Genomic DNA, 25147 nt, shown 5'->3' on the forward strand with positions numbered 1-25147 from the left:
CCTTGGGCATGCCCTCTCGCGCCGCTGCTTTCACGCTGCTGGAGATGATCGTGGTGCTTGCCATCGCGTCCCTCGTCATCGGCATCGGTGTGGGAGCGATCCAACGCATCAACGAGGACCACCAGTTGTTAAAAGTAGCGCATGAAGCGGAGAGCGTGCTGATGCAGGCAATGACCCGCACAGTGGCCACTGCCCAAGGCCAGCAGGTGGAGCTGGACGAACTGGCCAAAGGCATGAAGCTGACGGTGAAGCGTGCTGGAGCCAGCATCTTTGTCACCTCCCGCAATCAACGTCTTTTTCTGCGCCCAGGACGCCTGTGCGAACCCCTGACGCTGCGCTGGCAGCAAGGAGATGCTGCCGTGACAGCCGTCCTGGACCCGCTGACCGCCACCTTTCAAGACATGGAGGAAACCCCATGAAGAGAGAGGGCTTCACCCTGCTGGAGACGCTGCTGGCCATCATTGTTTTCAGCATGGCCGTGGTGGCGCTGGTGGAGGCGGTGCACCAACTCGGAGAAAACACTCTGCAGCGACAGCATGAGGCTGCCATCCAAGAGCGCATGCGCTCCATCCTGCTCGAGCAGACACGCATTTTCGTTCAAAATCCCCCTGAGGAGATGAAGATCAAGGAAGGTCTGATCACCTACACCGTGCGACGCACCCCGCTGGAGCTTTCAGACCGTAACGGGCAGGCGATTCAGGGCATCTTCGAGGTCAGCGTCACGGCAGACTGGATGGAAGGCCGCACCCCGCAGCAAGCCAGCACTGAAACCTGGCTCTACCCCCCGCTCTTCCAGCCATGAAAGCCCCCCGGCTAAAAGCACTGCGGAGCAGCCGCAGCAAGGCATTCACTCTGCTGGAGATGATCATCGTCCTGGGCATCACCGCCCTGGTGATCACCGCCATCTACACGATCACGCAGGGCACCCTGACCCTGGCGGATGATGTGCACCGCGCCGAAGCACGAGACACGCGCAAGCATGCTTTTGCGACCTTTTGCGAATCTTTGTTCACCGCTCTTCCAGCCACCTCGACGCTGAACCTGAAGACCACCCAGTCTGGCGGGCAGTACCTGCACGAGCTGGAACTGCAGAATGTCCCCTCTCCTTTTGACGGAACGCCCAACTTCATCGTCAAGCTCTACACCCAGGGATTGGCCGGAGGCGGCATGCGGCTGTTGCTCTCATGCCAACCGATGCCCAACCCGAACGATGTGCTCAAAAACAAGCCAGCCAACGTCACCACCGTCGTGCTGTTTGAGGAATTGCTTCAATGCGACTGGCGCCTCTACGTACCCGCCACACAGCAGTGGGTCACGGTCTGGGCGGAGGAGAACCCCACCGCTGCACCGATGGTTTTTCAACATCCGCCTCTCGTGGAGTTGGTGCTGGAGCAGCCAGGGGAAGAAAGCCTCCGACAGGTCTTCTGGATAGCCCCGTCCCAGCCTCTGACACTGATCCAGCCTGCTCCGGTTGGCAACACACTGCCCAACGGGCAGCCTGCTGCGCAGATACCCAACGGGCAGATCAATGTACAGGCCCCTGCCCTGCCCAGCGGCCAGACCGGCCTTCGCTGAAGCCCCTGCGGGCAGGCTGCGGGTGACAAATGTGTGTCGAAAATCCCTTCTCGCAGGCTTTTCCCCTTCTTGCGCCGGTGCTGGTGGCTCGCGTCTTGCTGCGCTGCACAAAACTACCATTTGAGCGCTAGCCGCATCCGTGTATGAAGCCTTTCTGGAGATTTCTGGAAACCTTCTTGAAAAATCCCCATTAATTAGCAAAACTTAAATAATCCTATCCACATGGACGAACTCACCATCTCGCGCGTCATCGGACGCGAAATCATCGACTCTCGCGGCAACCCCACTGTTGAAGTGGATGTTTACATCGAAGGCGGTGCCATGGGCCGTGCGGCAGTCCCCAGCGGTGCCAGCACAGGCGAGCACGAAGCGCTCGAACTGCGCGACGGCGACAAGAAGCGTTTCCTCGGCAAAGGCGTGCTGAAGGCTGTTGATGCCGTGAACAACGAGCTGGCAGACGCCCTCATCGGCGCCGACGCACAGGATCAGGTGGGCATCGACAAAGCCATGCTGGAAGTCGACGGCACCAAGACCAAGGCCAAGTGCGGTGCAAACGCCATCCTGGGCGTCTCCCTCGCCGTAGCCAAGGCCGCCGCAGCCACCCTGGGAGTGCCTTTCTACAAGTACATCGGCGGCCCGAACGCCAAGGTGCTTCCCGTACCGATGATGAACATCATCAACGGTGGCGCACACTCTGATGCCCCGATCGACTTCCAGGAGTTCATGATCATGCCGAAAGGCGCCCCCACCTTCTCCGAGTCCCTCCGCTACGGTGCCGAGGTGTTTCACTCCCTGAAGAAGATCCTGCACGACCTGGGCCTCAGCACCGCTGTGGGTGACGAAGGCGGCTTTGCCCCCACTCTGAAGAGCGCTGACCACGCGCTGGAAGTCATCGCCCAGGCCGTGGACAAGGCTGGCTACAAGCTCGGTGAAGACATCTTCATCGCACTGGACGTCGCCTCCTCCGAGTTCTACGACAAGGAAAAGAACAAGTATGTCTTCAAGAAGTCCGACAAGTCCGAGCGCTCTGCCGCCGAACTCGTGGCCTACTACGCCGAGCTGAAGAAGAAGTTCCCCATCATCTCCATCGAAGACGGCTGCGCCGAAAACGACTGGGCAGGCTGGAGCACGATCACCAAGGAGCTCGGCGCCACCACCCAGCTGGTGGGTGATGACCTCTTCGTCACCAACGTGGAATTCCTCCAGAAGGGCATCGACCAGAAAGTCGCCAACTCCATTCTTGTGAAGGTGAACCAGATCGGTTCCCTGACCGAGACACTCGACGCTGTGGACCTGGCCCACCGCCACGGCTACACCGCCGTCATGAGCCATCGCTCCGGTGAAACCGAAGACTACACCATTGCCGACCTTGCCGTAGCTACAAACTGCGGTCAGATCAAGACCGGCTCCATGAGCCGCAGCGACCGTATCGCCAAGTACAACCAGCTCCTGCGCATCGAGCAGGAACTGGGCGAAAACGCCATCTTTGGCGGCCGCATGAAAGTCTAATCCCAGACCCGATCCATGAACTACCGAGAAGTGCGCGCATCAGAACCCCAGCGAGGCTGGGAACATTGGGTGCGCGCATTTCTCAAGATCGGACGCTTTATCCTTCTGCTGCTGGTTGTTCCTGTCGTGTATGTCCTGTGCGACAACCCGATCGACACCCAGACCGCCATGAGGGCCAAGCTGGAACAGCTCAAAGGGCAACGCAATGAACTGCAAGCCCAGCGCGACAAACTCCTGCGCCGAATGGAGTGGATCAAAAGCGACAACGCCTACCTCGAAATGGCCGCCCGTGACCGCCTGCACCTGCAGAAGGAAGGCGAGTATGTGCTGAGGTTTTAATGGGCTGAATCTCCCTGGAAGCGGCTTTCCGGATCAGTTCCCGCGATCATGAATCGTGATCGCACACCGTTACTGCAGGCTGATTGAGCCACCGCAGGGCTCTCAAAGTAGGCTCTGTCCCATCCTTTCCGCTACCAGCCCTTAAGCCGCAGTTCAACCGACTGGAAAATCACGTGAGACCGGAGTCAGTCCAAAGAAAAAGCCAGGTGGATGAACCACCTGGCTTTAGAAGAGATTGATGTTCGACCGATATTATTCGGCGTTTTCTTCAACGTAACGAACGACGTCGCCCACGGACTGAAGCTTTTCAGCTTCTTCGTCTGGAACGTCGATGCCGAATTCTTCTTCAAAGGCCATCACGAGTTCGACGGTGTCGAGGGAGTCGGCACCGAGATCTTCGATGAACTTGGCTTCGGATGTGACCTGCTCGGGATTCACGCCAAGCTGTTCAACGATGATGTCTCTGACTTTTTCTGTGATGTTTTCTGCCATAGATGGGGGTTGTTGGGATGGGGCGGAGCTTTAGCGGCTGAGTTTGGTTTAGCAAGAGGAAATTCCCACCTTTTTTCACCTTGGCTTAATACCGCTATTTTTCCGTGGCCGTAGGTTGTGTTTCACCGCTATCGGGATCGCTGACTTTTTCGATCAGTTCACCACTGAAACGGCCAAGCAGGCGGGTCAAAACCTTGTCGGCCCCGCCAAATTTCAGATCGTCTATCACGGCACGCTTCTCAGCGCCTGATGGCGTGCGGTACCAGGCATAGGCCAGGCCTTTGTGCTCCCACTTCCGCTTGTCCACGCGGAAGACGTCCTTGTAGTGAACCTGCACGCCTTCTGGCGTCACCCAGTGGTCAGCCTCCCCACGAAGGGTTTTGCCACGATTGAGCAGGACAAGAATGCCAGCAATGCCCGCAGCCGCAAAGCAGCCATAGGCCCAGTAAAACTGCTCAGCGATTTCGTTGTCAGTGTAGTGTTTTGGCTCCTCATCCCAGCCGTTCTTGGCTGCGTAGCTTTTCCAGCGTGGGGAATCTCCATCCACGCCTGTGGGCATCCCCTTGGCCTTGGCGTCCGCCAGCCACTGCTCCATGCGCCCCTCACGCTTGGCGGCGTCAAACGAAGGAATGAACTCCTTCAGAAACCGTTCCTTCTCCTTGGCGATGGCCACCACCTTCGGATACCCCCAGACACCATCATAAAGGAACACGAGGCCGAAGACGAAGCAAAGCCCCGCCAACATGCCCATGCGGCGGTAGTACCAGTTGGTAATATGGCAGAGAATGGTCTCCGAGGATGCGGGACTGGATGTGGGGGGAAGATTTTCCATGAATGATAACTGCGGACTCAATCGCAGGCTGGCGTGGACGCAACACGGGATTTTGTGTGACAAACTATGCGAAATTTTGGAATGCGCCGGTGCTTCCCAAGACCGCTGTAGCTGCGTATTTATTGTCAAACCCACATTACATTTCGTCATGTACTCCCCAGGCTTCTATTTTGATCCATTTTATCTTCTGCTCACGTTTGGCACGATCGCCCTGTCAGTTTACGCCTCCTGGCGTGTCAAGAGCGCTTACGGCAGGTATTCTCAGGTACCAGCCCGCTCCGGACTGTCGGGTGCGCAGATCGCCCAGCGCATTCTGGACCTGAACGGCATCCAGGATGTGTCCATCCACCCCATCGCAGGCCAGCTCAGCGACCACTACGACCCCGCCAACAAGCGGCTGATGCTGAGCGAAGAAAACTACTACGGCACGAATGTGGCGGCACTGGGAGTGGCGGCTCATGAGTGCGGCCACGCTATTCAGCATCAGCAGCTCTATGCGCCCCTGCAATGGCGCATGGCTGCGGTGGGCATCACGACCATCGCGGGGCAGATCATCCCTTTTGTAGGCATGGGGCTGCTGTGGCTGATGCCAAAGATCGCCCTGCCGATCCTGGCTGTCTGCTTTGGCATTGTGATGCTTTTTCAGCTGGTCACGCTGCCGGTGGAATTTGATGCTACAGCGCGCGCCAAACGCATCCTGGCCAGCACCGGAGCCGTGGCTCCTGGAGAGGAAACCGCCGCCATGAGCCGTGTACTGGATGCCGCAGCCCTGACCTACGTGGCAGCCTTTATCAGCGCGCTGGGCACCTTCCTCTACTACGTAATGCTCCTGCTGGGCAACAACCGCAGGGACGAGTAGTGCCATGGCAAAGTGTACCAAAGAATTGCCACCACGCGGCGTATGGCTCCCATGCGCCGTGTTTCGTCTCTTCTTCTCCTACTGCCCTGGCTGGGCTTAGCAGCTCAGGATATTCCACCCATTCGCGGGCTAAGCCGCACCAACCTGCTCGAATACCGCGCCAAAGACGGCACGCTTAGAACCGCGCAGACGACAGCCGAATGGGAATCCAGGAGGAAAGAAGCGCTGGCGGGATTTCAGCAGGTCATCGGCCCCCTGCCCGGCCAGGAAATGCGCTGTGCACTGGATGCGCAGACACTGGAGGAAACCGACTGCGGCAGCTATGTGCGGAAATTGATCACCTATACCTCTCAGCCGGGAGGTCGGGTGCCAGCCTATCTGTGCATCCCCAAAGCTGCACTGGCTGGAAAGAAAACACCTGCTGTGCTGTGCCTGCACCCGACAGAGAATAAAATCGGCTTCAAGGTGGTTGTCGGGCTCGGGGGCAAGCCCCACCGGCAGTATGCCCAGGAGCTGGCGGAGCGGGGCTTTGTAACGCTTTCCCCCAGCTATCCGCTACTCGCGGACTACCAGCCGGACCTCAAGGCGCTGCACATGCCCAGCGGCACCATGAAGGCCATCTGGGACAATCTGCGTGGGCTGGACTATCTGGACTCCCTGCCCTACGTGGACCGTCAGCATGGCTATGCCGCCATCGGTCACTCATTGGGCGGGCACAATGCCATCTTCACCGCTGTCTTTGACGATCGTATTCAAGTCATCGTCTCCAGCTGCGGCTTTGACTCATTGCTGGACTACTACGGCGGCAACATCAAAGGCTACGTGCAGGAACGCTACATGATGCGTATGGCTGACTATTTGGGACATCCGCAGGACTGCCCATGGGACCACTACGAGCTCATCGCCTGCCTGGCTCCGCGTTACCTTTATGTGAACGCACCGCTCAGGGATGCCAACTTCCGCTGGCAGAGCGTGGACCGGATTGTGAGCGCAGCTCTGCCATTGTTCAGACTCCACGGAGCAGAGTCGCACCTGCAGGTGGCGCACCCAGACTCAGACCACGACTTTCCCGACGCCGAACGCTTGGCCAGTTACGAACTGATCAAGCGCGTGCTGCAGCCTGCTGAATGACCTGCACCAGGCGCGGGCAGAGCACCGAGTGGGAAAACTCCGCGCCAAGTGTCCTGGCGGCCGGATTGACGGGCTGTGACCCAAGCGCCACAGCCTCCTGGATCTGCCGCACAATGCCCGGTACATCCCCGTTTCTCGCCACCCGCCCGTGCTCAGGATGGCCGAGCCTCCGCGCCAGATCGGAGCCGTGGCTTTGATCCGGGCCCACAAAAAGGAACGGAATACCAAGAGTGAGGATGTTGTAGATCTTGCACGGGTGCACAATCCCCACAAAAGCATCTCCCATCACCACCAGATGAAGATCTGCGGATGAAAGAGAGCCGGAGAGCTTTTCCATGGGCTGATATGGAAGACAGGTGATGTTTTGGAGAACCTTGCTCCTGGCAAACGACTGCACCTTTTTGAACTCGCTGCCACCACCCACAAAGAGAAAATGAAGCCTCTCCTCCCCTTTTAGCTGGTCTGCTGCTGCCAGCACATCATCCAGTGGGTGGCAGGGGCTGTGATTCCCGGAATACATGACCACAAATTTTCCAGCAATTCCGTGCTCGGCACGAAAGGCATCCCGCGCAGCCACATCATACTGCACAGCCTGATCGTGAGACCATGGCGCATCGGTGTGAATGACCTCGGGGCGGACACCTTTGGCCGTGAGCCGGTCTGCCATGAAACGATCCAGTGCGATGATGCGGGAAGCACGGCGAAAGCTCCAGTTCTGAATGAACGTCAGCGCGCGCTCCACCAGGCCCCCGGCTTTAAGCCAGCCCGCAGCCACGGCTTCATCAGGATTCAGGTCCATGACCCAAGGAACAACAGCCCCTCCTTTAAGACGGGCAACGACGGTGCCCAGAGTGGAGATCAGCGGGGGCGAGGTCAGACAGACTGTGACATCGTGCCGTGGGAGAAAGAAGAGAATGCGCATCGCATTTCCCCAGAAGGCTGCAAAATCCACAAACCGCCGCCATTTGGCCTTCTTTCCGAGCCCAGGCGTCCAAATGCGACGAATGTCGATACCGCGCCACTTTTCACACACGGGGTAGCGGATCTCTGGATTGTCGTAGCCACGAGACGACGCCACCACAGTTACCTGATGCCCCGCCTGGACCATTTCATGCGCCAGATCAGTGAGGTGCTGCGCCGTGGCCACATGGTCCGGGAAGAAGCACTGATTGACCAGAAGGATCTTCATGAATCAGCTGCGAAGGCGATTGGATTTAAGCTCCTCCAAAAATGCCTGATAGGTCTGCGCCAGCCCCTCCTTGAGAGGAATGCGCGGCTTCCACCCGAGACTGTTGATGCGGGATGTGTCCAGCAGCTTGCGCGGTGTGCCATCGGGCTTGGATTCATCCCAGACGATCCTGCCCTTGTACCCAACGGTCTCAGCCACCAATTCCACGAGTTCCCGAATGGTGATATCCGACCCATATCCCACATTGACGAGATCTGGCGGATCTGGGAGCTGCAGCAAAAAAGCGCAGGCGTCAGCCAAATCATCGACATGCAGGAATTCACGCCTTGGGCTGCCTGTCCCCCAAGCAGGCACCTCGTTTCGGCACTCTTCTTTGGCTTCATGAAAACGCCTGATCAGAGCAGGCATCACATGCGAGTTCTGCGGGTGATAATTGTCTCCGGGGCCAAACAAATTGGTAGGCATGGCAGAGTGATAGACCACACCATACTGCTTGCGGTAATACTCAGCCATTTTGACTCCCGCAATCTTGGCAATCGCGTATGCCTCGTTGGTAGGCTCAAGCGCAGAAGAGATAAGACTGTCCTCCGTGATGGGCTGCGGGGCGAGCTTGGGATAGATGCATGAGCTGCCAAGAAACAGCAGCCTCTTGACCCCCGAAGTCCAGGCGCTGTGGATGCAATGGCTGGCAATGGCGAGATTTTCATAAATGAATTCTGCCGGGTAGGTGCTGTTGGCATGAATGCCGCCAACCTTTCCAGCGGCTATGATGGCAGCATCCGGCCTCTCCGCAGCATAGAAGGCAGCCACAGCAGCCTGGTCCGACAGGTCGAGTTCCTGACGAGAACGCGTAACAATCGTCACGCCGGAAATTTGCTGAAAGCGTCGCACCAGCGCGCCCCCTACCATGCCTTTGTGTCCGGAAATAAACAACTTCATCGTGCTTCAGAGACTCTTCAACTTCGCCTCGTGTTCAGCCAGCTTGAGATCGGCATCCACCATTATTTTGACCAAATCCTTAAATCGCACCTTTGGCTCCCAGCCAAGCTGCCTGCGAGCCTTGATGGGATCGCCGATCAACAGGTCTACCTCTGCGGGGCGCTCATAGCGGGAATCGTGCACTACATGCTTCTCCCAATCAAGGCCAAGCAGTCCAAAAGTCTCCTGGCAGAATTCTCGTACGCTGTGGGTTTCATTGGTTGCCACTACATAATCATCCGGCACATCCTGCTGCAGCATCAACCACATCATTTCCACGTATTCTCCCGCGAAGCCCCAGTCACGCTTGGCGTCTAGATTGCCAAGATAAAGTTTGTCCTGGAGCCCCATTCTAATACGAGTAGCCGCCCGAGTGATTTTACGCGTGACAAAGGTCTCCCCCCGCCGGGGAGATTCATGATTGAATAGAATGCCGTTCGAAGCATGCAGCCCGTAGCTTTCACGATAGTTCACCGTCAACCAGAAGGCGAAAACCTTGGCACAACCATAAGGAGAACGTGGCCAGAATGGCGTTTTTTCTGTCTGCGGCACTTCCTGGACCTTGCCAAACATTTCCGAGGATGAAGCCTGGTAGAAGCGTGTTTTTCTCAACAGACCAGACTCTCGGATCGCCTCCAAAATGCGCAGCGTGCCCAGCCCATCCACATCTCCAGTATACTCCGGAACATCAAAGGAGACCTTCACATGAGACTGAGCCCCGAGATTGTAGATCTCATCCGGCTGCAGTTCATAGAGCAGCTTCACCATCTGCACGGCGTCAGCGAGGTCTCCATAGTGGAGTTTAATACGGACATCTTCCAAGTGCGGATCCGCATAGATATGATCAATGCGTCCTGTATTGAAGCTGGATGAACGACGGATCACTCCGTGGACCTCATATCCCTTGGTCAGTAGCAATTCCGCCAGATAGGAACCGTCCTGCCCTGTGATGCCGGTGATGAGTGCTTTTTTCATGCCAATCAATTGTATGGGGTCGCGTTCACCCTTCGAGGTATTTCCTCTCGGAAGGCCGCGGTAATGTGCTGCATAGTCCCTCGTAAAACAGTTTCAACCGCCGGGCTACGGCGCTCATGGAGTGATTCTTTGCGGCGTAGGCTTGCCCCCGTGAGGCCAGCTCATTGAGTCGCTGATCATCTTGCAGCAGCATGATCAAAGCATCTGCCACAGCATCTTTTGATACCGATGTCATGCAAACAGCCCCTTCCTTGGCCGCCTCGGCACAAAGAGCCACTTGATCAGTAGAAACGCATGGCACTCCGGAGGCCATGGCTTCAAGCAGGGCCATGCCAAAATTTTCAGACCGGGATGGCAGACAAAAAACTGTGGCCTTGGCCATGACCGAAAGACGCGTATCTCCTGAAAGAAAGCCGGTCCAAAGAATACTTTTTGAGATCCCCAGCTGAATAGCCTGATTTTGTAATTTTGCCATTAGAAGTTGATCGCCATCACCTGCGATGATGAGCTTCACGCCGCCTATAAAGGAGAGAACTTTTTTAAAAGCCGGCAACAGCAAATCCAAGCCCTTTTTCACATCGATTCGAGAAAGGAACAACACTGTTTTTTCCGCTTCAAAATCAGGAAAGCGGGATTCAAACAGACGCGGAGAAGGCAAATGCTCATAGGGTGAGAGATCGATGCCCAGCGGAATCACGTGACCAGGGGCTTTGATCTTCAAACGGGCCACGTCAGCAGCCTCATCCTCACTCGTAAAATGCAGCGCAGCCGCATTCTCCATCACCGGTTTTTCCAGCCACCGAAAGATCAGTCGCTTCAGCCATGCCTTGCGACGCTCCATTCCCCAACGATTGAGAACTCCAAAGGGTCTCAAGACGTAAGGCACCCCAGCACGCCTAGCTTCACTCTGGGCGATGAAACTGGAGTAACAGAATGCTCCATGTACGTGAACCAAATCGTACCCACCGACATGCGCCCGCAGCCAGCGTTTCAAAGACAACGAAATTCCATAGCCAGCCAGCTGTAGTGGAAAAGATCGCCAGCTAACCCCTGCACGGGCTTCTTCGATTTCATTTCTCGAACGAGTCTGCGGATGCACCGTCACGATATCCGCCGTAACACCAGCATCCTGCAACCCACGGGCCATCACATGAATAGCTGCGACAGGCCCCCCGAAAGCGGGGGCCATCGAAGGCATGACGTGAAGTATGCGCATGGCAGATCAGACTATGGCAGCACGCGCATGGCCGGCCGAACGTTCCAGCCAGTGATCCAGCATGAAGACAGCCCAGCGTGTAAACCATGTGGGGTTTGTGAAAGGCAGCTTTTGAGTCGCAGCTGCAAACTCCTGCCCCCATTGCTGCTCAATCCACTTCTCAAAGGGAAATACAAACCCGCGTTTGGGCTGGTTTTTGATCCATTCAGGCACCTCCGGAACGGCATCCAAAAGCATCTGTTTACCTGCTCGAAGACGAAGCGATGCCGGCACTTTGGCAATCTTTTCAAAGAAAACTCGGTCAACAAGCGGAACCCTTAACTCCAGTCCCTGTGACATGCTCATGACATCACTGTCCCTCAGCAATTGGTTGCGCATATAAAGGGTGAGTTCACACTTGCTGACAGCGTTACGTATGTCCTCCACCTTGATATGATGATTCGGAAGCTCCGGCAGACTATCGTACGAGCAATTCAAATATCGTGCAGCCAGCAGCTTTGCCGTGTGGAAGGAAAGTATGCCCCGAAAGGCTCGATAAGAATTTTTCACTGTGGGAGGGAGGCGCAGCATAGAACCAACACGCCTGAGTTTTGCAGAGTAGAAATTTCTTTCCAACGCCCAGCCAGCAATACCAGCTGCCAGAGGGATGCAGTGTGCTGCACGATTCAGTGCATGAAGGCGAGGAACGGCATCAAAGCTTTTGTATCCAGCAAAGAGTTCGTCTCCTCCCAGGCCAGACAAGACTACTTTCATACCGCCCTGCCTCGCGAAAGCAGAAACAGCGTAGGTGTTGAAACCATCAACACTGGGCTGATCCATGGCTGACAGAAATCTGGCAAACAACTCCCCTCCCCTTTCGGCATTCAGACGCATTGCGTGATGATCTGCCCCGAAGTGTTTTGCAGTGCGTTCGGCAGGCGCGCTTTCATCCATACCGGCATCATCAACACCGATGGAAAAGGTGCTGATTTTGTGATGCCCTGACGCACGTGCCAGTGCCAGCACCGCAGTCGAATCGATGCCGCCGCTCAAGAAAATCCCAACCGGCACATCACTGACAAAGTGAGCGTCAATGCTTTCCATCAGCCCCTGCTTTACCGTTTCAACTGCATCCCCCCCACTCATTTCATCAGAGGTGAATGTCACACGCCAGTAGCAGCTTTTAGCACATCTTCCCTGCTCCCATATCAAATAATGACCAGCCTCAAGACAATGGACATCAGCCAGCAACGTGTGCGGCTCCTGCACAGACCCCATTTGAAAGTACCGCACCAATGCCTCAGCATCCAGCTGACTGCCTGCAAAACCAGACACCTGCAGAGCCTTCAATTCCGAGGCAAACGCCAGCCTTCCGCCTCTCGTGGTATAATAAAGAGGCTTGATGCCAAGTGGGTCTCTTGCAAGAAAGCAACGGCGGTTTTTTTCATCCCAAATGGCTAGTGCAAACATGCCTCTCAGCCTGGGCAGCATGGCTAGGCCATGTTTTTCATACAAGCGTAGAAGCACCTCGGTGTCCGAGTGACTGGCAAACGGCACCCCATCTCTTTCCAGTTCATTCCGAAGCTCTTTAAAGTTATAAATTTCCCCATTAAAGGTGATGTGAAAACGTCCGTCAGGTGTGTGCATCGGCTGATGACCACCGGGGGACAAATCAAGTATGGCCAGCCTCACATGCGCCAATCCGACAGTGCCCGATGCATTTATCCAGGTGCCGTTGTCATCGGGTCCACGATGCTTCAAGGAAGCAATAAGTTGCTGCAAAACTGCTGACAACTTGCCACCATCCATTTTTTCCGAGCTCAGCACTCCTGCGATGCCACACATAATAACGCTAAATTTAGAGCGATCGAACTGGAATTTTCACCCTCGCCTTATGCCTTTCCAGCACATCCGAAGCAGAAGCCATAAAGCGCCTTACACCTTGTTCTAGTGTATTGGATGAAACTACACGGCGGGCGTCATTCTGCATGCGCTCAAATTCTTTGTCGGGCAGATTGAGCAGGTCAAGCATGGCATTTTTCAGCATGTCAGCTTCACCTGCTAAAATTAATCGTCCAGCATGTCCTGATGAAAGAAACTCAATGGCCGCACCAGTGCGGTTCGTTCCGATCGCGGGCATACCAGAAGCAAGAGCCTCCACCAGAGCAAGCCCCCACCCATCGTAGCGTGAGGGAAAACAGAAGATGCCACCTTGCGCATAACCGGAGGGAAGTTCGTCCCAGCTTTGAAAGCCAAGCCATACCACCTGGGAAGCAAACCTTTGCAACTGGCGTCGCAAAGCCACCTCGAGAGGTCCTGCCCCCATGAGAACAAGCCTCGCGTCAGGGCGCAGTTGAGCGACCTGGGTAAAAGCATCCGCCAAAATATCCCCCCCCTTGCGATGTGAGAAGACGCCCGAATAAAAAAATGTGCGCACGCGCGCAGAACGCAACGGCAACTCCATGAAGCGCCTGAGATTGGAGAAATAAGGAATGTTAGAGTAGCTGCGGCTGCCGCCAAATTCTCGCCGGTAGCCTTCAATCCCGAAATCCCCCACCGCCCAGATCGGGGCCGCATTACGATGCAGTGGCTTGAGAAGTATCCACCGCGCAATGACCCCCCAAACGCCTGCCTGATAAGCGCCAGGACGCTCCCCCCAAAAGACCCAGGGACGACGCGTTTTCACACGCTCCCTGATCGCTCTCAGAGCAAAAATATCGGTGTAGAAATTGAATACAACCAAATCCGCAACACGGATTGCATCCAAAGCATCAAGCTTCATATCCGGCGTCTCGGAAAGAATGAGATGGCTGTGAGAAATGCCAGGTAAAGCCCACTGCCGCTCTTTGTCCTGACTCGTGAGATAAATGATCTCCAAGTGACATTCCTGTGATGCGGCAAGTGCATTGAAAAATTCAACCTGATAAGGAGATGTCAGTTGAGTCAAAATGACAATATGCGGCTTGGGAGCAACGATATCATGACCACCAATTTCTTCAGATGAGGAGGCAGCAAATGATGGATCCTGAATAAGTCGTTCAACCACCCCCGCCATCATCGGGCCAACGCGTTGATAACCAAACTTGCTGATCACCGCTGCGCGCAGCTCTTTCGGATGATTCCATAGCGCCTCAGTTGGCTTCTGCTCAAGGGCCAGGCCAATTTTTTCAGCGATCTCAACTGAATCATGCGGGTCTACCAGCAGTCCCAGCCGACCTTGATCCAAAGCATCAACTGAGCCATCTAAATTTCCAGCGACCACTGGTTTTCCTGAGGCCATGGCCTCCAGAAAAACGATGCCGAACCCCTCTTTGCTGCTCGGCATGGCGAAAACATCGCACAATTTATAGTGATCAGGGAGTTCGGCTGTGGGGACATGCCCGGCAAAAACAACACAATCTTCCAAATTGGAAGCTTTCACGAGATCGCGCAAAAGTGGCATGTCATCACCAGATCCCACAATGAGGTACCGAAGTCCCGAAAACTTTTTCCGTAGACCGTCCAACCCCTGTAAAATTTGACGATGCCCCTTGTAGCGCTCTGCTACAACCAATCGGCTCACCGTCATTATCACCGGTTGGTCAGGCATTAGACCATAGCGCTGCAACAAGTAAGCAGGCTTGGGACCGATCGTAAACCTCGCTTCATCAAATGTGTTTGGCACCACGCTGATTCGACGAGGATCAAGACCATAAGAATCGACCACCACCGTCCGCGTGTGATTGCTGACCGCCATGAGATGATCTGCTGCACGCATGGCCCAGATACGAAGTCCGCCTCGTAGATTCCAGGCCTCAATTCCATGCAACACGCTCATCACAGGAATACCGCAAAGCCAGTGCAGCACGCGGACTGCCGGTTGGAAGTGAAGATGCGTGGTGAGCACGCATCGCGGACGCTCACGTAAACCGGCAGCAAGCCCTATGACCATCATCAGCAAAGTCCGCAATCTTTGAGGATACTTTGCCATTGAATCAAATTGCACCCCCTTTAATCGAAGAGGATCTGAATCCGAAGGAAGATCATTTTTGACAAAAACTCGAATCTTAATTCCCGGGAAAGCCTCGACAAGGGCTTGAACATAGACGCGTGAGAATGCTTGAATCCCCCCAGCTCCATCTTGAATTCCAGGGACCCAGACATGTATGGATTCAATACTCATATTTCATGGTGGAGCTAACAGGCCTGATCCTAACAGGTCTGTGGCGCAGCAGGAGCCAAGAAAAAGCTGCTGAGAATCGGACAGGGAAGCGCATTGGCAAATAATGCCGAAGGGCAGATGGCAATTCAATGAATGTGGTCTTTAAAACCATCCACTCACCCAATAGAGCCAGCCTAAACATTCTACGGAAGACACTTCCAAATGCCTGCGGCAGCAGGAGCAACGGAAAGCGCAACAAAGGAAAAATTATCGTATTGATCATTATTGCAGCTTGAGTCTGTTCATCCTCTCTGGGAGCAGGAGGATGATCATGAAAAACCCTTAACATGCCTGACTGCAGACACCGGCCGCCCAAGTCACAAAGCTGAATGCTTACATCAACTTCTTCCAGGTTGTACGCTACCGGCAGCCGCAGGTATCCTTTTGTTTTTTGAAACCATGCACGATTCATCAAATGGCCACACCCCGGATAGTAGGCTTGCAGCCAAAAATCCGATTCATTCAGATTTTCAAACGGAAGAATGGAAGCACAAAAAACAGCAAGATCAGGAAATCTTGTGATCAAACTCCATGCCCTTGCAAAATAATCCACATCGTGTGGGAAAGAGTCATCATCAAAATGTGCAACCCAATCATAACGAGCCTCCTGCATCATCTTGTTCCTAGCTCCGCCAGGGCCAATCAAAGAATCCGAGTGCAGCACCCTCACTGAAGGAAATTCTGTCTCAACAAGTGAGCGCAAGCTATTGTCGTTACCATCCAAATGGACCAGAATTTCCGCCGGAGCAGGATGACAAGCATGCAGACGCTCTAGAGTCGAACGCAACTCAGCACTACGCCTGCAGGCCGGGACGGCTACAGAGATTGCCACAATCCTATTACTCATCGATTGTCACCCTCTGAGCGCTGGTCGCTGCTGACGACTCTCGCGCGTCATACATTGCCGTCGCGCACCTTCACGATGAGAGGACATCTGCAGCGAGCCTGGACGGCGCTTCACTAAATTCTCCATTCGAGGGATGAGGCAAAAACCCCAAGTTGCGCACAAAAAAATGTTTGCCGTATGATTCAGCACCATCTGATTGGTTAATTGCAGGAGATGATAGCAGAAAAAGCCGAGCGCGAGAGAACGAAATATAGAAGGCTGTGTCAGACTAAATGCTTTAAAACAATGGATAAGCATCATCACACGAAAGGCATACCACATAATAAAAGCAGGCCATCCTAACTCTGCGAGACACTGACCAATTTCATTGTCATAATAGGGACACTCTTTTTTAATCGGCGCAATCTTAAGCGCCCGCCTTATCCCAAGAGCTGCTGGGTGTGAGGTTCCTATACCAAACCCCATCAGATCAACCTCTTCAGCTGCAGCTCGAATAGCAGCTAAGTGATGAAGATAGGCGCGTCCTTGAACCGTGTCTCCTGCTGTCTTACGCCGCACCTCAAACGCGTCGAAGGCCTTTTTGAAGAAGACTCCAACGCCTGCGCTGGCCACAGCGAAACCCATGATTAGATAGAATAAAGAGCCTTTGGCTCTTCCAACCCTGCTCACTGCCGAAGTCATGCCAACAAGCGTGCCAACAGCCACCAAACTGAAAACTGCTGTTCGCGAACCCGTCATGAAGGCATTTCCCAACAGTAATGGCAGGTTGCCAAATAATAATAACATACGCTTTCGCCCTTCCATAGCTGTAAGAAGGCAAATGGAAATGATAAAAAACACAAGCACAAACACATTGTGTCCACCAATGTAAGAAAAGGTGCCAGTGATTCGTGCGCGCACCGCAGCGCCTGCACCAAACGTAGCCACATCCTTAACGCCAGCCAAATCACTGGTTGCATAAGTGTTTATAGGGGAATCAGGGCCAGCAAAAAACTGCGCAACTCCGAGCAAGCAGATTGGGATAGCGAACAAAGAGTAATTGAACAACAACTTTGTCATGTGTTGCTCATTGCGAAACAAAAGCGGCACCATGAAGGCCAATGGCACATAATAGAGATAGATTTTCAACCCATAAACAGCCAGCAGAAGCGAACCAATATTTACGTTTGCGGCCCCAAAAACGCTCAATGTTATACAGACACAAGCAATGAAGGTTCCAGGTATTCGCAGACGCCAAGCTCGAATATCAGGATCAGGAAACATGAAAAACTTAATGTATGCCCCTAGCAGAATGATATCCTTGAAAAAGTACACTAGCTCTGACCCTTGGGGGAAGACCCATTTGCGGATGGCACCTTCTAAAAGCGCAACTATGAGCGCCGCGTGAACCGCTCTCCGCCAGTTCATCATGGCTAGAAAGATAATGACTACGGCGCCAAAAGCACCTAATGTCATCATCTGTGAAATTGAAAGCTTCATATCTCAGAATTAAATTTTTTAAAATTTTTTCCAGCTAGGTTATTGCCTGGGCATGCAGATAGTTAGATCTGCTGCATATCAAATTTGATATTATACATTAAAATTCAGCACATTAATCAATACCTCTGAGCTAGATGTAGAAAACACAAACAACTTGAAGAATATCGATTGCAACAACAAATTATACCTCAGATATACTCACCAATACTTTTGTAAATATTATTTTTAACTAGATGTTTGCATGCACTTAATCACCAAGGTGCCAGATCAACCCAGAAGGTTCAAACAAACACTAGAAGCGAGAAAAATGAATATTAAACATATACGCGCCTCAATTATTGAACGTCAATCTGTGACCTCAACTAATCACTCACAATCTTCGGCTGGCTATGGTATCAAAAGCAAGATGAACAAACGAAAAGCCTCGCTCAGCTAGCCGAGCTTCGATGATTTTATTTTTTTCACCTTGATGAGTGTGCTCGAAAACAATTAAGCGCGGATTTACACGCTCAAATTCAAGATTAGAGATGATGTTTTCTTCGTGGCCTTCGCAGTCCATGAACAAGCAGTCGAAGCGGTTAAAACCATGACGCTCCATCACCTGCTCAACTGTGCATACAGGAATGATGATTTCCCGAATACATCCGTTCGCAGATTCATTACTTTTGAGTGATGACAGCAGTTTTTCGCGCGTGAAACTGGCGAGCATAGTAAGCTCCATAGAATCTTTGCGGGTTGCAAGATACTCAGGAGCGTATGTATAGAAAGGCAACTGACCAGCAGGATAGCCAATCGCACTGTTTTCAGGAATGACCTGAGAATAAAAACGATAGTTCCTGCGTAAAGACTCAAAGTATTCTGGAACCGGCTCCGCAGCAACACCACGGGCATTTCGACGGATCATGAACTCCCGATAGGGATCCTTAGAAACTCCATCATTGGCACCGATTTGAAGAAAAGTGAAGGGACTGCCGACTGGCAGATGCTTTTTCAACTCCCTGTAAATAGGGGATGCATCTCGACAACGACGATTGACACGATTAAGCAGATCAAACAATACAGGGTAACGTCTAAGCCATTGGGCCAAAGCACTCATTAGTAAGGGTATTGAAATTTAAAACCACATCTACATTCGATTTGAAAGATATTTAGAGAGTTTTTAATTATGTTTCCATAAAAAAATATAACTATAAGTCTAATATCAAAGCCCTTTACATTCGACATGTGAATTGATCTAGACCAGTCTATCTTCACTCATTGCCTTCAGACCGCCGCACTGCCACTTTCGACAATGAGTTCCAGCACTCCTTATTTGCCAAATGGGCTTACTTGCATGTGTGGGGCATTGCATTATACTCACTATACCAATAAATTTAGTCATTAAGTGTTTATGTCTTCTGCGCGCACTGCTGGAATACTTGCAAATAACGCCGCGCAATTTGTGAAGAATCATGCAAAGCCAAATGTTTTTCAGTGGCGACAGGCTCTGACAAGTTGTTATGCGGTCCCCTTAGTACTTGGTTGATGACACCGGCCAATGCACGATAATCATCGTTCGGGAAAGTGATTCCGCATGCGCCAATGGCTTCAGGCAACCCCCCGCCACTGGAGCCTATAACAGTGCACCCACAAGCAATACCCTCCAATGCAACAACCCCAAAAGGCTCATTCCACCGTGAGGGAACCACCATGATGCGATGTTCGTTTAGCAGACTTACCAGCGCCTCACCAGATTGTGCTCCACAAAAACGGACCTGTGAGTCAAGATGCAGTTTCAACACTTGATCCTCCAATTCAAACTGAGCGGGACCCGAGCCGATGATACTCAGGCTGGGAGTAACCCCTTGCTCACGCAAATGAGCCAGTGCGTTCAAAAGCAAGTCACAGCCTTTATCCGAAACCAAGCGTCCCAGAAAAACAAGATCACGGTTACGCAGAACCTCCGGTAATAGTCGAAACAATTGTTGGTCGTAGGGATTGGGAATGACATAGCCGTTGAGACCGAGAAACCGATCTACAGCCTGACTACATGAAATGTTGGCAGATGCATAATGAGCAAGCGCTTTTTTAATGCGGTCGAGAAGTTTGACCGGATGCCCAGGATTTTCATACCAAATTTGATGGGTGACAACCCAAGATGGTCTCCGTGAACCACAAAATAACAATGGCAGCAGTCCCCATAAGCTAATGTTTGCGAAAATAACAACGTCCGCGGCTCTATATGCAGCAACAGTTGCTAGAAAACCTGGTCGGCGAAGTACGCAAAATGAAAAGACATCCGGCTTAGGATTAGGAGTATCAGTAATAACGGTGACCTGATGCCCCATGCTAACCCATTCCGTAGCAAGCACCTGGACGACCGTTTCAACACCTCCCAGCCGTGGGTGAAAATACGGGGAATAAACCACCAATCGCATTGAAGAAAGAGCTTTATTCGGTGTGAAGCACGGCCGAAGGGTCATGCCAGCAGCTTGAAATATTCTTCTCTCATCGTTTCCCGGAAACGTTTCGGTGTGAATTGCCGCGCAAATGCTCTGGACAATGAAGCATCAAGTGAGAGCTTTTCAGGATTATCCAGATAATAGTGTAGCTTGGCGGCAATGGCGTTACTATTGAGTGCTGACACACGCCACGCAGGATCAGGTACCGGAGCACCGCAATTTTCCGTTAGAATCACTGGAATACCACACGCCATAGCTTCCACAGCCACCCAGCCAAAGGCATCTGCTACTGAAGGCAAAACCATTAAATCGCTCTCTGAATAGAGTTCACGCAGGCGATTTTTTGTTACGGCGCCAACTGCTTTGAGCTTTGCCTTGCCAACTTGGTCTGGAATCGGAAATTGGCCAGTAGGACGTCCGGCCAGTGTCAGCTGAACAGGTGCATTCAACTTTTTCAACGCCTCAAATAGAAATGGCAATCCCTTGCGGAACGAGAGCTCTCCAACGAACAACAGCTTGAGCGGAGAATTCACAGGCTTGGAATGCGGTTTCTCATGAGGGTGCCAAAAATCAACATCAACCCATAACGGGTTTACCAAAATTTTGTCTGGCGAAACACCTTGAGATATAAAGCTTTCTTTTTGAAAGTCAGAATACACCATCAAGTGTTCCGCCAGAGCATATTCTTCGATTTTGCGCTCGATCATTGCAGGTCCGTCTGAAAAACCCTCCCATTTCATTCCGGCACGATCAGCTGCTTCTTTCATCAACAAATCCAAGGCAACAGGATGCAGTTGTGGACAATCATGCAAACTACGAATTCCGAGGCTACGAGCTACTTTAAGCGATTCCAGTGCACAACGCTCTGTTGTGACCAGTGCAGAAGGTGGAGATTTGTGAAGATGCTTGGCGTAGGATTTATCAAACCATGCAAACATCTGCATAGACTCTAAATCACCGCCGAATCGCTGGCGTAGAGCATTCGCCAGCAATGGCCAAGGATTTTCATGAACATATTTGACATCCAATCCGTCAATTCTCCTATTACGCAAACGCTCACGGCCAAATAGGCGGCTTGCCGCCCCACCCCAGCACCCTGGGGCGTCATAGACGGAACAATAAAATTCGCGCAAAAGCCCTATTTCTTGAGCGGCAAGTGCACATTCAAAGGCGGTGTGAACGCCAGAATAAACCACATCAATCATGCCAGCTTTACTCGATACTAGGAGTTAAAATTTGCTGCGCAAAGAGTCGAGCAGTCGCACGCTGGCTATGTCCTGAATACCAGCACTGCAAAGATCGCTGAATTGCTTCTGGATCAGACAGGTCTGACATCTTCACTGGGCGGACATAGTGCTCTCCTGCTCGGAGGCCATCCCAAAGTGTAGCGTCTGGAACAGGCACAAGAGGGATCACGCCATGAGCTGCAAAAGCGGCGAAGATACCAGATTTGGCGAAAAGCTGAGGACCGACAAATGCAAATCCAAATGCGGATTCAGCAAGCATCTGCGAAACCTGCTCCATCGTGAGAAAACCAGTTTGATAAACTGGGACTGAAAATTCTGAAGGGATGACAACACTTTTCCCAATCATCACAATCCGCTGAGCTCCAGCCTGAACGACCGCATTTTGCAATTCACTCCATATATCTTTGATGCCATGTTGAGAGGATAGATTAGAGGTGAAGAGGATGATTTGACGCTCGCGGGCTGAAAATGAACGCATTTCAGATGGTTCACCAAAATTGGAGAATACTGGCAGAATCGGCACGTTTGCATTTACCGACCGCGAGCTGCGCTGAATTTCGCGACGGTTCAGTTCACAGTTCGTCATGACAAAGTCAGAGTTGAACAACAAGCTGCGGGCCACCCTATGTTGTAAGGGGCGGAGCCAGAATGCGCTTTGCAGAGGGGAACTGGATGCAGCCACTTCATGAAACATGACAATTCGTCGCGGAATGCGTAGATTACTCGACAACTGTTTCCATGCCTCGGCCAGCCATAGAGCAACGCCACGCTTTTGGTATCCGTAAGGAGAGAAATGTAATATCAAACAAGCAGCGTTTTCTCGATGTCTCTCGATCACCTCAAGCAAAGCCGCAGAGCTTGGTGATGGGAGAATTTCGGCAGGAAAGGCCACTGTAGCATGCCCTGCCCCACCCTCTGCATTTTGCACCCCAATAAAAATGCTTTCCACCTGCTCATCTTCTCGAAGTCTTTTTGCCAAGCTCCACGCGTAGTCAGCAACCCCACATGCAGATGAAGGCACATGAGGTAAAATGTGAATGGCACACGAAGGTGCAGATCGCATAACGAACCTCAAAATGAATCTGAGGACAAGGTTACGACATTTAAGTGTAACTCACCCCAAGGTGCTTGCATCCAAATTGAAACCGATGTTTTCAGCCCTGAGAATCCCAAAATCAGAGCCTTGATAAAAGCATCCGTTTATCTTCCAATTCATCGCATGAAGTCGTTCCTTCAAGGCTTCTAGAGTATAGCCAGCCCATAGGTGGAACTCCATGGTCAAAAAGCGAACTCGCTTCCACGAAGCATCGTCCCGAAGGATGTCCCATTCAGCGCCCTCACAATCCAGTTTCACAAGATCGACCCTCCCACCGATCCGATGGACAGCCTCACCAAACGAAACTTGCGGTATATTGCTCGAAGCAACTGTTTCAGACCGCGCATGGACGCTATCGCTCGACTCATGAATGGAAACGAATCCTGGCACCATTCCCACAGCTTCGGGATACACCGTGTATCCAAAGCTGTCGGCCTGTCGCTTCCAATACGGGCCCATTTGAGGGTTGGGTTCATAGCCGTGAATCACTGCATCCGGCCATGTCAGTCTGGCGTGTGCTGCAAACAGGCCTGCATGGCATCCTATGTCCATAACGGTTGAAACTGATCGCGGAAGCCGATGAAGGCCATAGACGTCATCGAGAAGAATATCAATAAAAGTCCCACGTGTCCCCGCATCAGCCGGAAGGTGCAGTTCGGTCACCATTCCGTTTCGATCTATTATTTGCCGCGGAGTGCAAAAGCTAGCAGCACGTTGAAATGACAACCCAAGTCGATTGGCAGCGATTCGTCTTTGAATTAAAGTTTTAAGTCGTGAGAGCACAAAAATCGAATTTTATGTGTTTGAATTTAGCAGGCTAACAGGAGGCGCACATCGCTTAGGATCTGCTCAATTCTCGAGCGCCCGCCATTACTGCGCGCTTCCACCTGCGCAAACGTCCCCGCAAGCTTCGCTCTATGGCCTTCGTCTTTTCAGACCGACTTCTTATTTCCTGTCTCCACGCATCGAGTTCGTCAGACAGCAGAAAATCTTCCATCAGCCGATCAATGGGGCGTGCTTTCGACATGTCACAGCCAGCCCAGTGGATGAGATAGGGCTTACGTTGATTGTCTACCCAGAAACGTTCAAAATGGGCGTCAATGTAATCACCTGCCCAAGTGGATTCCATCCTCAGCGGAGGTAGAGTCACATTGTTTATGACTACGTCGCTTGTGTTGACAAGTAAATTGATGCCAGGCTGCTCATGATGAGGAAAGGTCAGGCATGTATTTCTGAAGCCTTCGGCTTCACAGCGCTCACGAAGTTGCTCAAATGAATAGAGACGTCTGTCACAAGCCCACTGCCCAGTATTAAAGATGCTCAACTGCCAGTTTGTGGATTTTTGAGACACAAGACTTTCAGACTCTGCCGTGAGGGTTTCGTTGGGATATTTCCAATGTCCGCATGAAGTGATAAAGCCCTCACATGCCGCCAACACTTCGTTGGGATTGCGAAGAAAAATCACATCAGAATCCACAAATTGAAAGTTTTTCTCCAAAAGACACTGGTACTTGCGCATCGTTGGATGCGCCTTCCACTGCATCAGCCAGTCGCAAAGCTTTGCATCTTCCCACCATTCCGCATTACGGGGAAGATCGAAGCGCCCCTCATGGTAGGGGATGACACGCAGTGGCAGGTCACAACCCACAGCGCGCAAAGAACGCTCCATGGCAAGAAAACGAAGGCGCACCTCAGGACTTGCTAGCGTGGCTATAAATTCCAGTTTCATGACTTAGTTGCTGACACTTTCTCACCTTTGGCCCGAGGCAAGCCAGCGCAATTGCCATGCTGCAAACTGCGGCAGAGACAGGCTGCCAATGTTCGCCAATGCCGTAGAGCACACAGCGGAAGCACATCCCTTATTTGTTCTCGTCGTGTTATGGGTATTTGAACGAGCTCAAAGGCACGCTTGAAAAGCCCCTCTAGAGCACGCTGTGGCGAAAAGTTTTCCATCCACACTTCACGAGCTCTCTTCCCCATCTCCAACGCACGGTGCGTTTGCTGCTCCAACAGCTGAGGAATCTGACCCACTTGGGCTTCAGGAACCAAAAGAGCAAATTCTTCCCAATCAATTCCTGACACAGGCAGCCAGTCATCACTGATGATCACCGGGGCGCGACCAAGTTGCATAACCTCAAACAAACGCATTGAGGCAGGCCCGATCCCTCGTGGACACAAAACAAACTCTGAGTCGAGAATGGTTTGGAGATAGCCTTTCTGAAACGGTTCCCGCTCATCAAGGCCCATCTGCGTGGCGGAAGAACCTGTAACAGCATTCAGCAGCGCTCTGGGATGATTCAAAGCCAGCAAGTTTTGCCTAACCGGGTGCGTCTTAGGATCCCCAACGAAAGAAAATAGGTAACGACGCTCCTTTAAAAAGATTTGAGACTCCGGAATCTCATCCAAGTAAGGATTGTCATGTACTCGCACCAGATAGCTGAACGAACGCCGAGTGTGGGCGTTTGGATGATTCTTGTCGATAGATGGCGATATGGTTCGGCACAATGTCTGTGTCACATCGCTGATGTGATAAAGCACACATTTCTGCCGATAGGCTCGATAAACAGGATGTCTTAGAACATCAAAAAAGTAAGGATCTAAACCCGCATAGACTTCTGCAAAAAGGATTAGATCTGCATCTGCCGGACTCGGCACAAGATGATGACTGGCAAGATATCCGCACTTTTCCAGCCATGCAGAAACAGATGCTTCTCCTTGGGCAGAGTATGCACTAACAAGGTGAATTTTCATCCAAAATAAGG

At 52.3% G+C, this 25147-nt stretch carries 24 protein-coding genes; 7 read left to right on the top strand and 17 right to left on the bottom strand.

From position 1 onward, the window contains the following. Positions 1 to 8: 8 nt before the first annotated feature. The 5 genes from HNQ65_RS02515 to HNQ65_RS02535 all read left to right on the top strand — a co-directional run bounded on the left by HNQ65_RS02515 (position 9) and on the right by HNQ65_RS02535 (position 3423). Complete coding sequence (locus HNQ65_RS02515) at positions 9 to 419, top strand: pilus assembly FimT family protein (RefSeq protein ID WP_184337894.1); 411 nt, start codon at positions 9 to 11, stop codon at positions 417 to 419. Continuing rightward, positions 416 to 802 carry a type II secretion system protein gene (locus HNQ65_RS02520; RefSeq protein WP_184337895.1) on the top strand — a complete coding sequence of 129 codons (387 nt, stop codon included), beginning with the start codon at positions 416 to 418 and terminating at the stop codon, positions 800 to 802. Before HNQ65_RS02515 ends, HNQ65_RS02520 begins: the two co-directional genes overlap by 4 nt. Then, a complete protein-coding gene (locus HNQ65_RS02525) occupies positions 799 to 1575 on the top strand; it encodes a prepilin-type N-terminal cleavage/methylation domain-containing protein (RefSeq protein WP_184337896.1) in 777 nt (258 codons plus the stop codon). Before HNQ65_RS02520 ends, HNQ65_RS02525 begins: the two co-directional genes overlap by 4 nt. Positions 1576 to 1797: 222 nt before the next feature. Then, complete coding sequence (gene eno, locus HNQ65_RS02530; RefSeq protein WP_184337897.1) at positions 1798 to 3084, top strand: phosphopyruvate hydratase; 1287 nt, start codon at positions 1798 to 1800, stop codon at positions 3082 to 3084. 15 nt (positions 3085 to 3099) lie between these two features. Then, positions 3100 to 3423, top strand: coding sequence for an FtsB family cell division protein (locus HNQ65_RS02535; protein WP_184337898.1), 324 nt, complete (start codon positions 3100 to 3102; stop codon positions 3421 to 3423). Positions 3424 to 3675: 252 nt separating this feature from the next. On the opposite strand, the gene HNQ65_RS02540 is transcribed toward HNQ65_RS02535, so the two are convergent. Together HNQ65_RS02540 and HNQ65_RS02545 are read right to left on the bottom strand one after the other, a co-directional pair. Then, positions 3676 to 3915, bottom strand: coding sequence for an acyl carrier protein (locus tag HNQ65_RS02540; RefSeq protein ID WP_184337899.1), 240 nt, complete (start codon positions 3913 to 3915; stop codon positions 3676 to 3678). 94 nt (positions 3916 to 4009) lie between these two features. Continuing rightward, positions 4010 to 4747, bottom strand: a complete 738-nt coding sequence (locus HNQ65_RS02545) for a hypothetical protein (protein ID WP_184337900.1) — start codon at positions 4745 to 4747, stop codon at positions 4010 to 4012. Between the two features lie 148 nt (positions 4748 to 4895). Between HNQ65_RS02545 and HNQ65_RS02550 the strand changes: the two genes are divergently transcribed. Both HNQ65_RS02550 and HNQ65_RS02555 read left to right on the top strand, forming a co-directional pair. Further along, positions 4896 to 5606, top strand: a complete 711-nt coding sequence (locus tag HNQ65_RS02550) for a zinc metallopeptidase (RefSeq protein WP_184337901.1) — start codon at positions 4896 to 4898, stop codon at positions 5604 to 5606. 51 nt (positions 5607 to 5657) lie between these two features. Continuing rightward, entirely contained in the window at positions 5658 to 6737 is a 1080-nt protein-coding gene (locus HNQ65_RS02555; protein ID WP_184337902.1) for an alpha/beta hydrolase family protein, read from the top strand. Here HNQ65_RS02555 and HNQ65_RS02560 read toward each other — a convergent pair. The 15 genes from HNQ65_RS02560 to HNQ65_RS02630 form a co-directional block, all read right to left on the bottom strand. Next, positions 6709 to 7926, bottom strand: a complete 1218-nt coding sequence (locus HNQ65_RS02560; RefSeq protein ID WP_184337903.1) for a glycosyltransferase family 4 protein — start codon at positions 7924 to 7926, stop codon at positions 6709 to 6711. The genes HNQ65_RS02555 and HNQ65_RS02560 overlap by 29 nt on opposite strands. 3 nt (positions 7927 to 7929) lie before the next feature. Then, complete coding sequence (locus HNQ65_RS02565; protein ID WP_184337904.1) at positions 7930 to 8865, bottom strand: GDP-L-fucose synthase family protein; 936 nt, start codon at positions 8863 to 8865, stop codon at positions 7930 to 7932. 6 nt (positions 8866 to 8871) lie between these two features. Continuing rightward, the gene (gmd, locus tag HNQ65_RS02570) at positions 8872 to 9879 is read right to left on the bottom strand and encodes a GDP-mannose 4,6-dehydratase (protein ID WP_184337905.1); all 1008 of its coding nucleotides are present in this window, start codon (positions 9877 to 9879) and stop codon (positions 8872 to 8874) included. Between the two features lie 25 nt (positions 9880 to 9904). Then, positions 9905 to 11095 (bottom strand): glycosyltransferase, encoded by a 1191-nt coding sequence (locus HNQ65_RS02575; protein WP_184337906.1) that lies wholly within the window; start codon positions 11093 to 11095, stop codon positions 9905 to 9907. Between the two features lie 6 nt (positions 11096 to 11101). After that, positions 11102 to 12919, bottom strand: a complete 1818-nt coding sequence (gene asnB / locus HNQ65_RS02580) for an asparagine synthase (glutamine-hydrolyzing) (protein WP_184337907.1) — start codon at positions 12917 to 12919, stop codon at positions 11102 to 11104. Positions 12920 to 12932: 13 nt separating this feature from the next. Further along, the gene (locus HNQ65_RS02585) at positions 12933 to 15236 is read right to left on the bottom strand and encodes a glycosyltransferase (protein ID WP_184337908.1); all 2304 of its coding nucleotides are present in this window, start codon (positions 15234 to 15236) and stop codon (positions 12933 to 12935) included. Continuing rightward, positions 15226 to 16122 carry a glycosyltransferase family 2 protein gene (locus HNQ65_RS02590; protein WP_281382049.1) on the bottom strand — a complete coding sequence of 299 codons (897 nt, stop codon included), beginning with the start codon at positions 16120 to 16122 and terminating at the stop codon, positions 15226 to 15228. Before HNQ65_RS02590 ends, HNQ65_RS02585 begins: the two co-directional genes overlap by 11 nt. A 6-nt stretch (positions 16123 to 16128) precedes the next feature. Further along, positions 16129 to 17601, bottom strand: a complete 1473-nt coding sequence (locus HNQ65_RS02595; protein ID WP_184337910.1) for a hypothetical protein — start codon at positions 17599 to 17601, stop codon at positions 16129 to 16131. Positions 17602 to 17971: 370 nt separating this feature from the next. After that, a complete protein-coding gene (locus tag HNQ65_RS02600) occupies positions 17972 to 18658 on the bottom strand; it encodes an FkbM family methyltransferase (RefSeq protein WP_184337911.1) in 687 nt (228 codons plus the stop codon). 331 nt (positions 18659 to 18989) lie between these two features. Then, positions 18990 to 20063, bottom strand: a complete 1074-nt coding sequence (locus HNQ65_RS02605) for a glycosyltransferase family 4 protein (RefSeq protein ID WP_184337912.1) — start codon at positions 20061 to 20063, stop codon at positions 18990 to 18992. Continuing rightward, complete coding sequence (locus HNQ65_RS02610) at positions 20060 to 21247, bottom strand: glycosyltransferase family 4 protein (protein WP_184337913.1); 1188 nt, start codon at positions 21245 to 21247, stop codon at positions 20060 to 20062. The genes HNQ65_RS02605 and HNQ65_RS02610 overlap by 4 nt, the downstream gene beginning before the upstream one ends. A 7-nt stretch (positions 21248 to 21254) precedes the next feature. Continuing rightward, the gene (locus HNQ65_RS02615) at positions 21255 to 22268 is read right to left on the bottom strand and encodes a hypothetical protein (RefSeq protein WP_184337914.1); all 1014 of its coding nucleotides are present in this window, start codon (positions 22266 to 22268) and stop codon (positions 21255 to 21257) included. 135 nt (positions 22269 to 22403) lie between these two features. After that, positions 22404 to 23051 carry an FkbM family methyltransferase gene (locus tag HNQ65_RS02620; RefSeq protein ID WP_184337915.1) on the bottom strand — a complete coding sequence of 216 codons (648 nt, stop codon included), beginning with the start codon at positions 23049 to 23051 and terminating at the stop codon, positions 22404 to 22406. Between the two features lie 172 nt (positions 23052 to 23223). Further along, on the bottom strand, positions 23224 to 24114 hold the full coding sequence (locus HNQ65_RS02625; protein ID WP_184337916.1) for a hypothetical protein: 891 nt from the start codon (positions 24112 to 24114) through the stop codon (positions 23224 to 23226). After that, the gene (locus HNQ65_RS02630) at positions 24111 to 25136 is read right to left on the bottom strand and encodes an exostosin domain-containing protein (RefSeq protein WP_184337917.1); all 1026 of its coding nucleotides are present in this window, start codon (positions 25134 to 25136) and stop codon (positions 24111 to 24113) included. Before HNQ65_RS02630 ends, HNQ65_RS02625 begins: the two co-directional genes overlap by 4 nt. Positions 25137 to 25147 lie beyond the last annotated feature (11 nt).

Source organism: Prosthecobacter vanneervenii, assembly GCF_014203095.1.
GTDB lineage: Bacteria > Verrucomicrobiota > Verrucomicrobiia > Verrucomicrobiales > Verrucomicrobiaceae > Prosthecobacter > Prosthecobacter vanneervenii.

Excerpts from the sequence above, each read along its gene's own strand:
- HNQ65_RS02555 (WP_184337902.1), top strand. The coding sequence starts at position 5,658 with ATGCGCCGTGTTTCGTCTCTTCTTCTCCTACTGCCCTGGCTGGGCTTA.
- HNQ65_RS02590 (WP_281382049.1), bottom strand. The coding sequence starts at position 16,122 with ATGAGTAATAGGATTGTGGCAATCTCTGTAGCCGTCCCGGCCTGCAGG.
- HNQ65_RS02575 (WP_184337906.1), bottom strand. The coding sequence starts at position 11,095 with ATGCGCATACTTCACGTCATGCCTTCGATGGCCCCCGCTTTCGGGGGG.
- HNQ65_RS02535 (WP_184337898.1), top strand. The coding sequence starts at position 3,100 with ATGAACTACCGAGAAGTGCGCGCATCAGAACCCCAGCGAGGCTGGGAA.
- HNQ65_RS02625 (WP_184337916.1), bottom strand. The coding sequence starts at position 24,114 with ATGAAACTGGAATTTATAGCCACGCTAGCAAGTCCTGAGGTGCGCCTT.
- HNQ65_RS02595 (WP_184337910.1), bottom strand. The coding sequence starts at position 17,601 with ATGAAGCTTTCAATTTCACAGATGATGACATTAGGTGCTTTTGGCGCC.
- HNQ65_RS02620 (WP_184337915.1), bottom strand. The coding sequence starts at position 23,051 with ATGGTGACCGAACTGCACCTTCCGGCTGATGCGGGGACACGTGGGACT.
- HNQ65_RS02565 (WP_184337904.1), bottom strand. The coding sequence starts at position 8,865 with ATGAAGTTGTTTATTTCCGGACACAAAGGCATGGTAGGGGGCGCGCTG.
- HNQ65_RS02560 (WP_184337903.1), bottom strand. The coding sequence starts at position 7,926 with ATGAAGATCCTTCTGGTCAATCAGTGCTTCTTCCCGGACCATGTGGCC.
- eno (WP_184337897.1), top strand. The coding sequence starts at position 1,798 with ATGGACGAACTCACCATCTCGCGCGTCATCGGACGCGAAATCATCGAC.
- asnB (WP_184337907.1), bottom strand. The coding sequence starts at position 12,919 with ATGTGTGGCATCGCAGGAGTGCTGAGCTCGGAAAAAATGGATGGTGGC.
- HNQ65_RS02550 (WP_184337901.1), top strand. The coding sequence starts at position 4,896 with ATGTACTCCCCAGGCTTCTATTTTGATCCATTTTATCTTCTGCTCACG.
- HNQ65_RS02520 (WP_184337895.1), top strand. The coding sequence starts at position 416 with ATGAAGAGAGAGGGCTTCACCCTGCTGGAGACGCTGCTGGCCATCATT.
- HNQ65_RS02525 (WP_184337896.1), top strand. The coding sequence starts at position 799 with ATGAAAGCCCCCCGGCTAAAAGCACTGCGGAGCAGCCGCAGCAAGGCA.
- HNQ65_RS02515 (WP_184337894.1), top strand. The coding sequence starts at position 9 with ATGCCCTCTCGCGCCGCTGCTTTCACGCTGCTGGAGATGATCGTGGTG.
- gmd (WP_184337905.1), bottom strand. The coding sequence starts at position 9,879 with ATGAAAAAAGCACTCATCACCGGCATCACAGGGCAGGACGGTTCCTAT.
- HNQ65_RS02545 (WP_184337900.1), bottom strand. The coding sequence starts at position 4,747 with ATGGAAAATCTTCCCCCCACATCCAGTCCCGCATCCTCGGAGACCATT.
- HNQ65_RS02610 (WP_184337913.1), bottom strand. The coding sequence starts at position 21,247 with ATGATTGATGTGGTTTATTCTGGCGTTCACACCGCCTTTGAATGTGCA.
- HNQ65_RS02605 (WP_184337912.1), bottom strand. The coding sequence starts at position 20,063 with ATGACCCTTCGGCCGTGCTTCACACCGAATAAAGCTCTTTCTTCAATG.
- HNQ65_RS02585 (WP_184337908.1), bottom strand. The coding sequence starts at position 15,236 with ATGAGTATTGAATCCATACATGTCTGGGTCCCTGGAATTCAAGATGGA.
- HNQ65_RS02630 (WP_184337917.1), bottom strand. The coding sequence starts at position 25,136 with ATGAAAATTCACCTTGTTAGTGCATACTCTGCCCAAGGAGAAGCATCT.
- HNQ65_RS02540 (WP_184337899.1), bottom strand. The coding sequence starts at position 3,915 with ATGGCAGAAAACATCACAGAAAAAGTCAGAGACATCATCGTTGAACAG.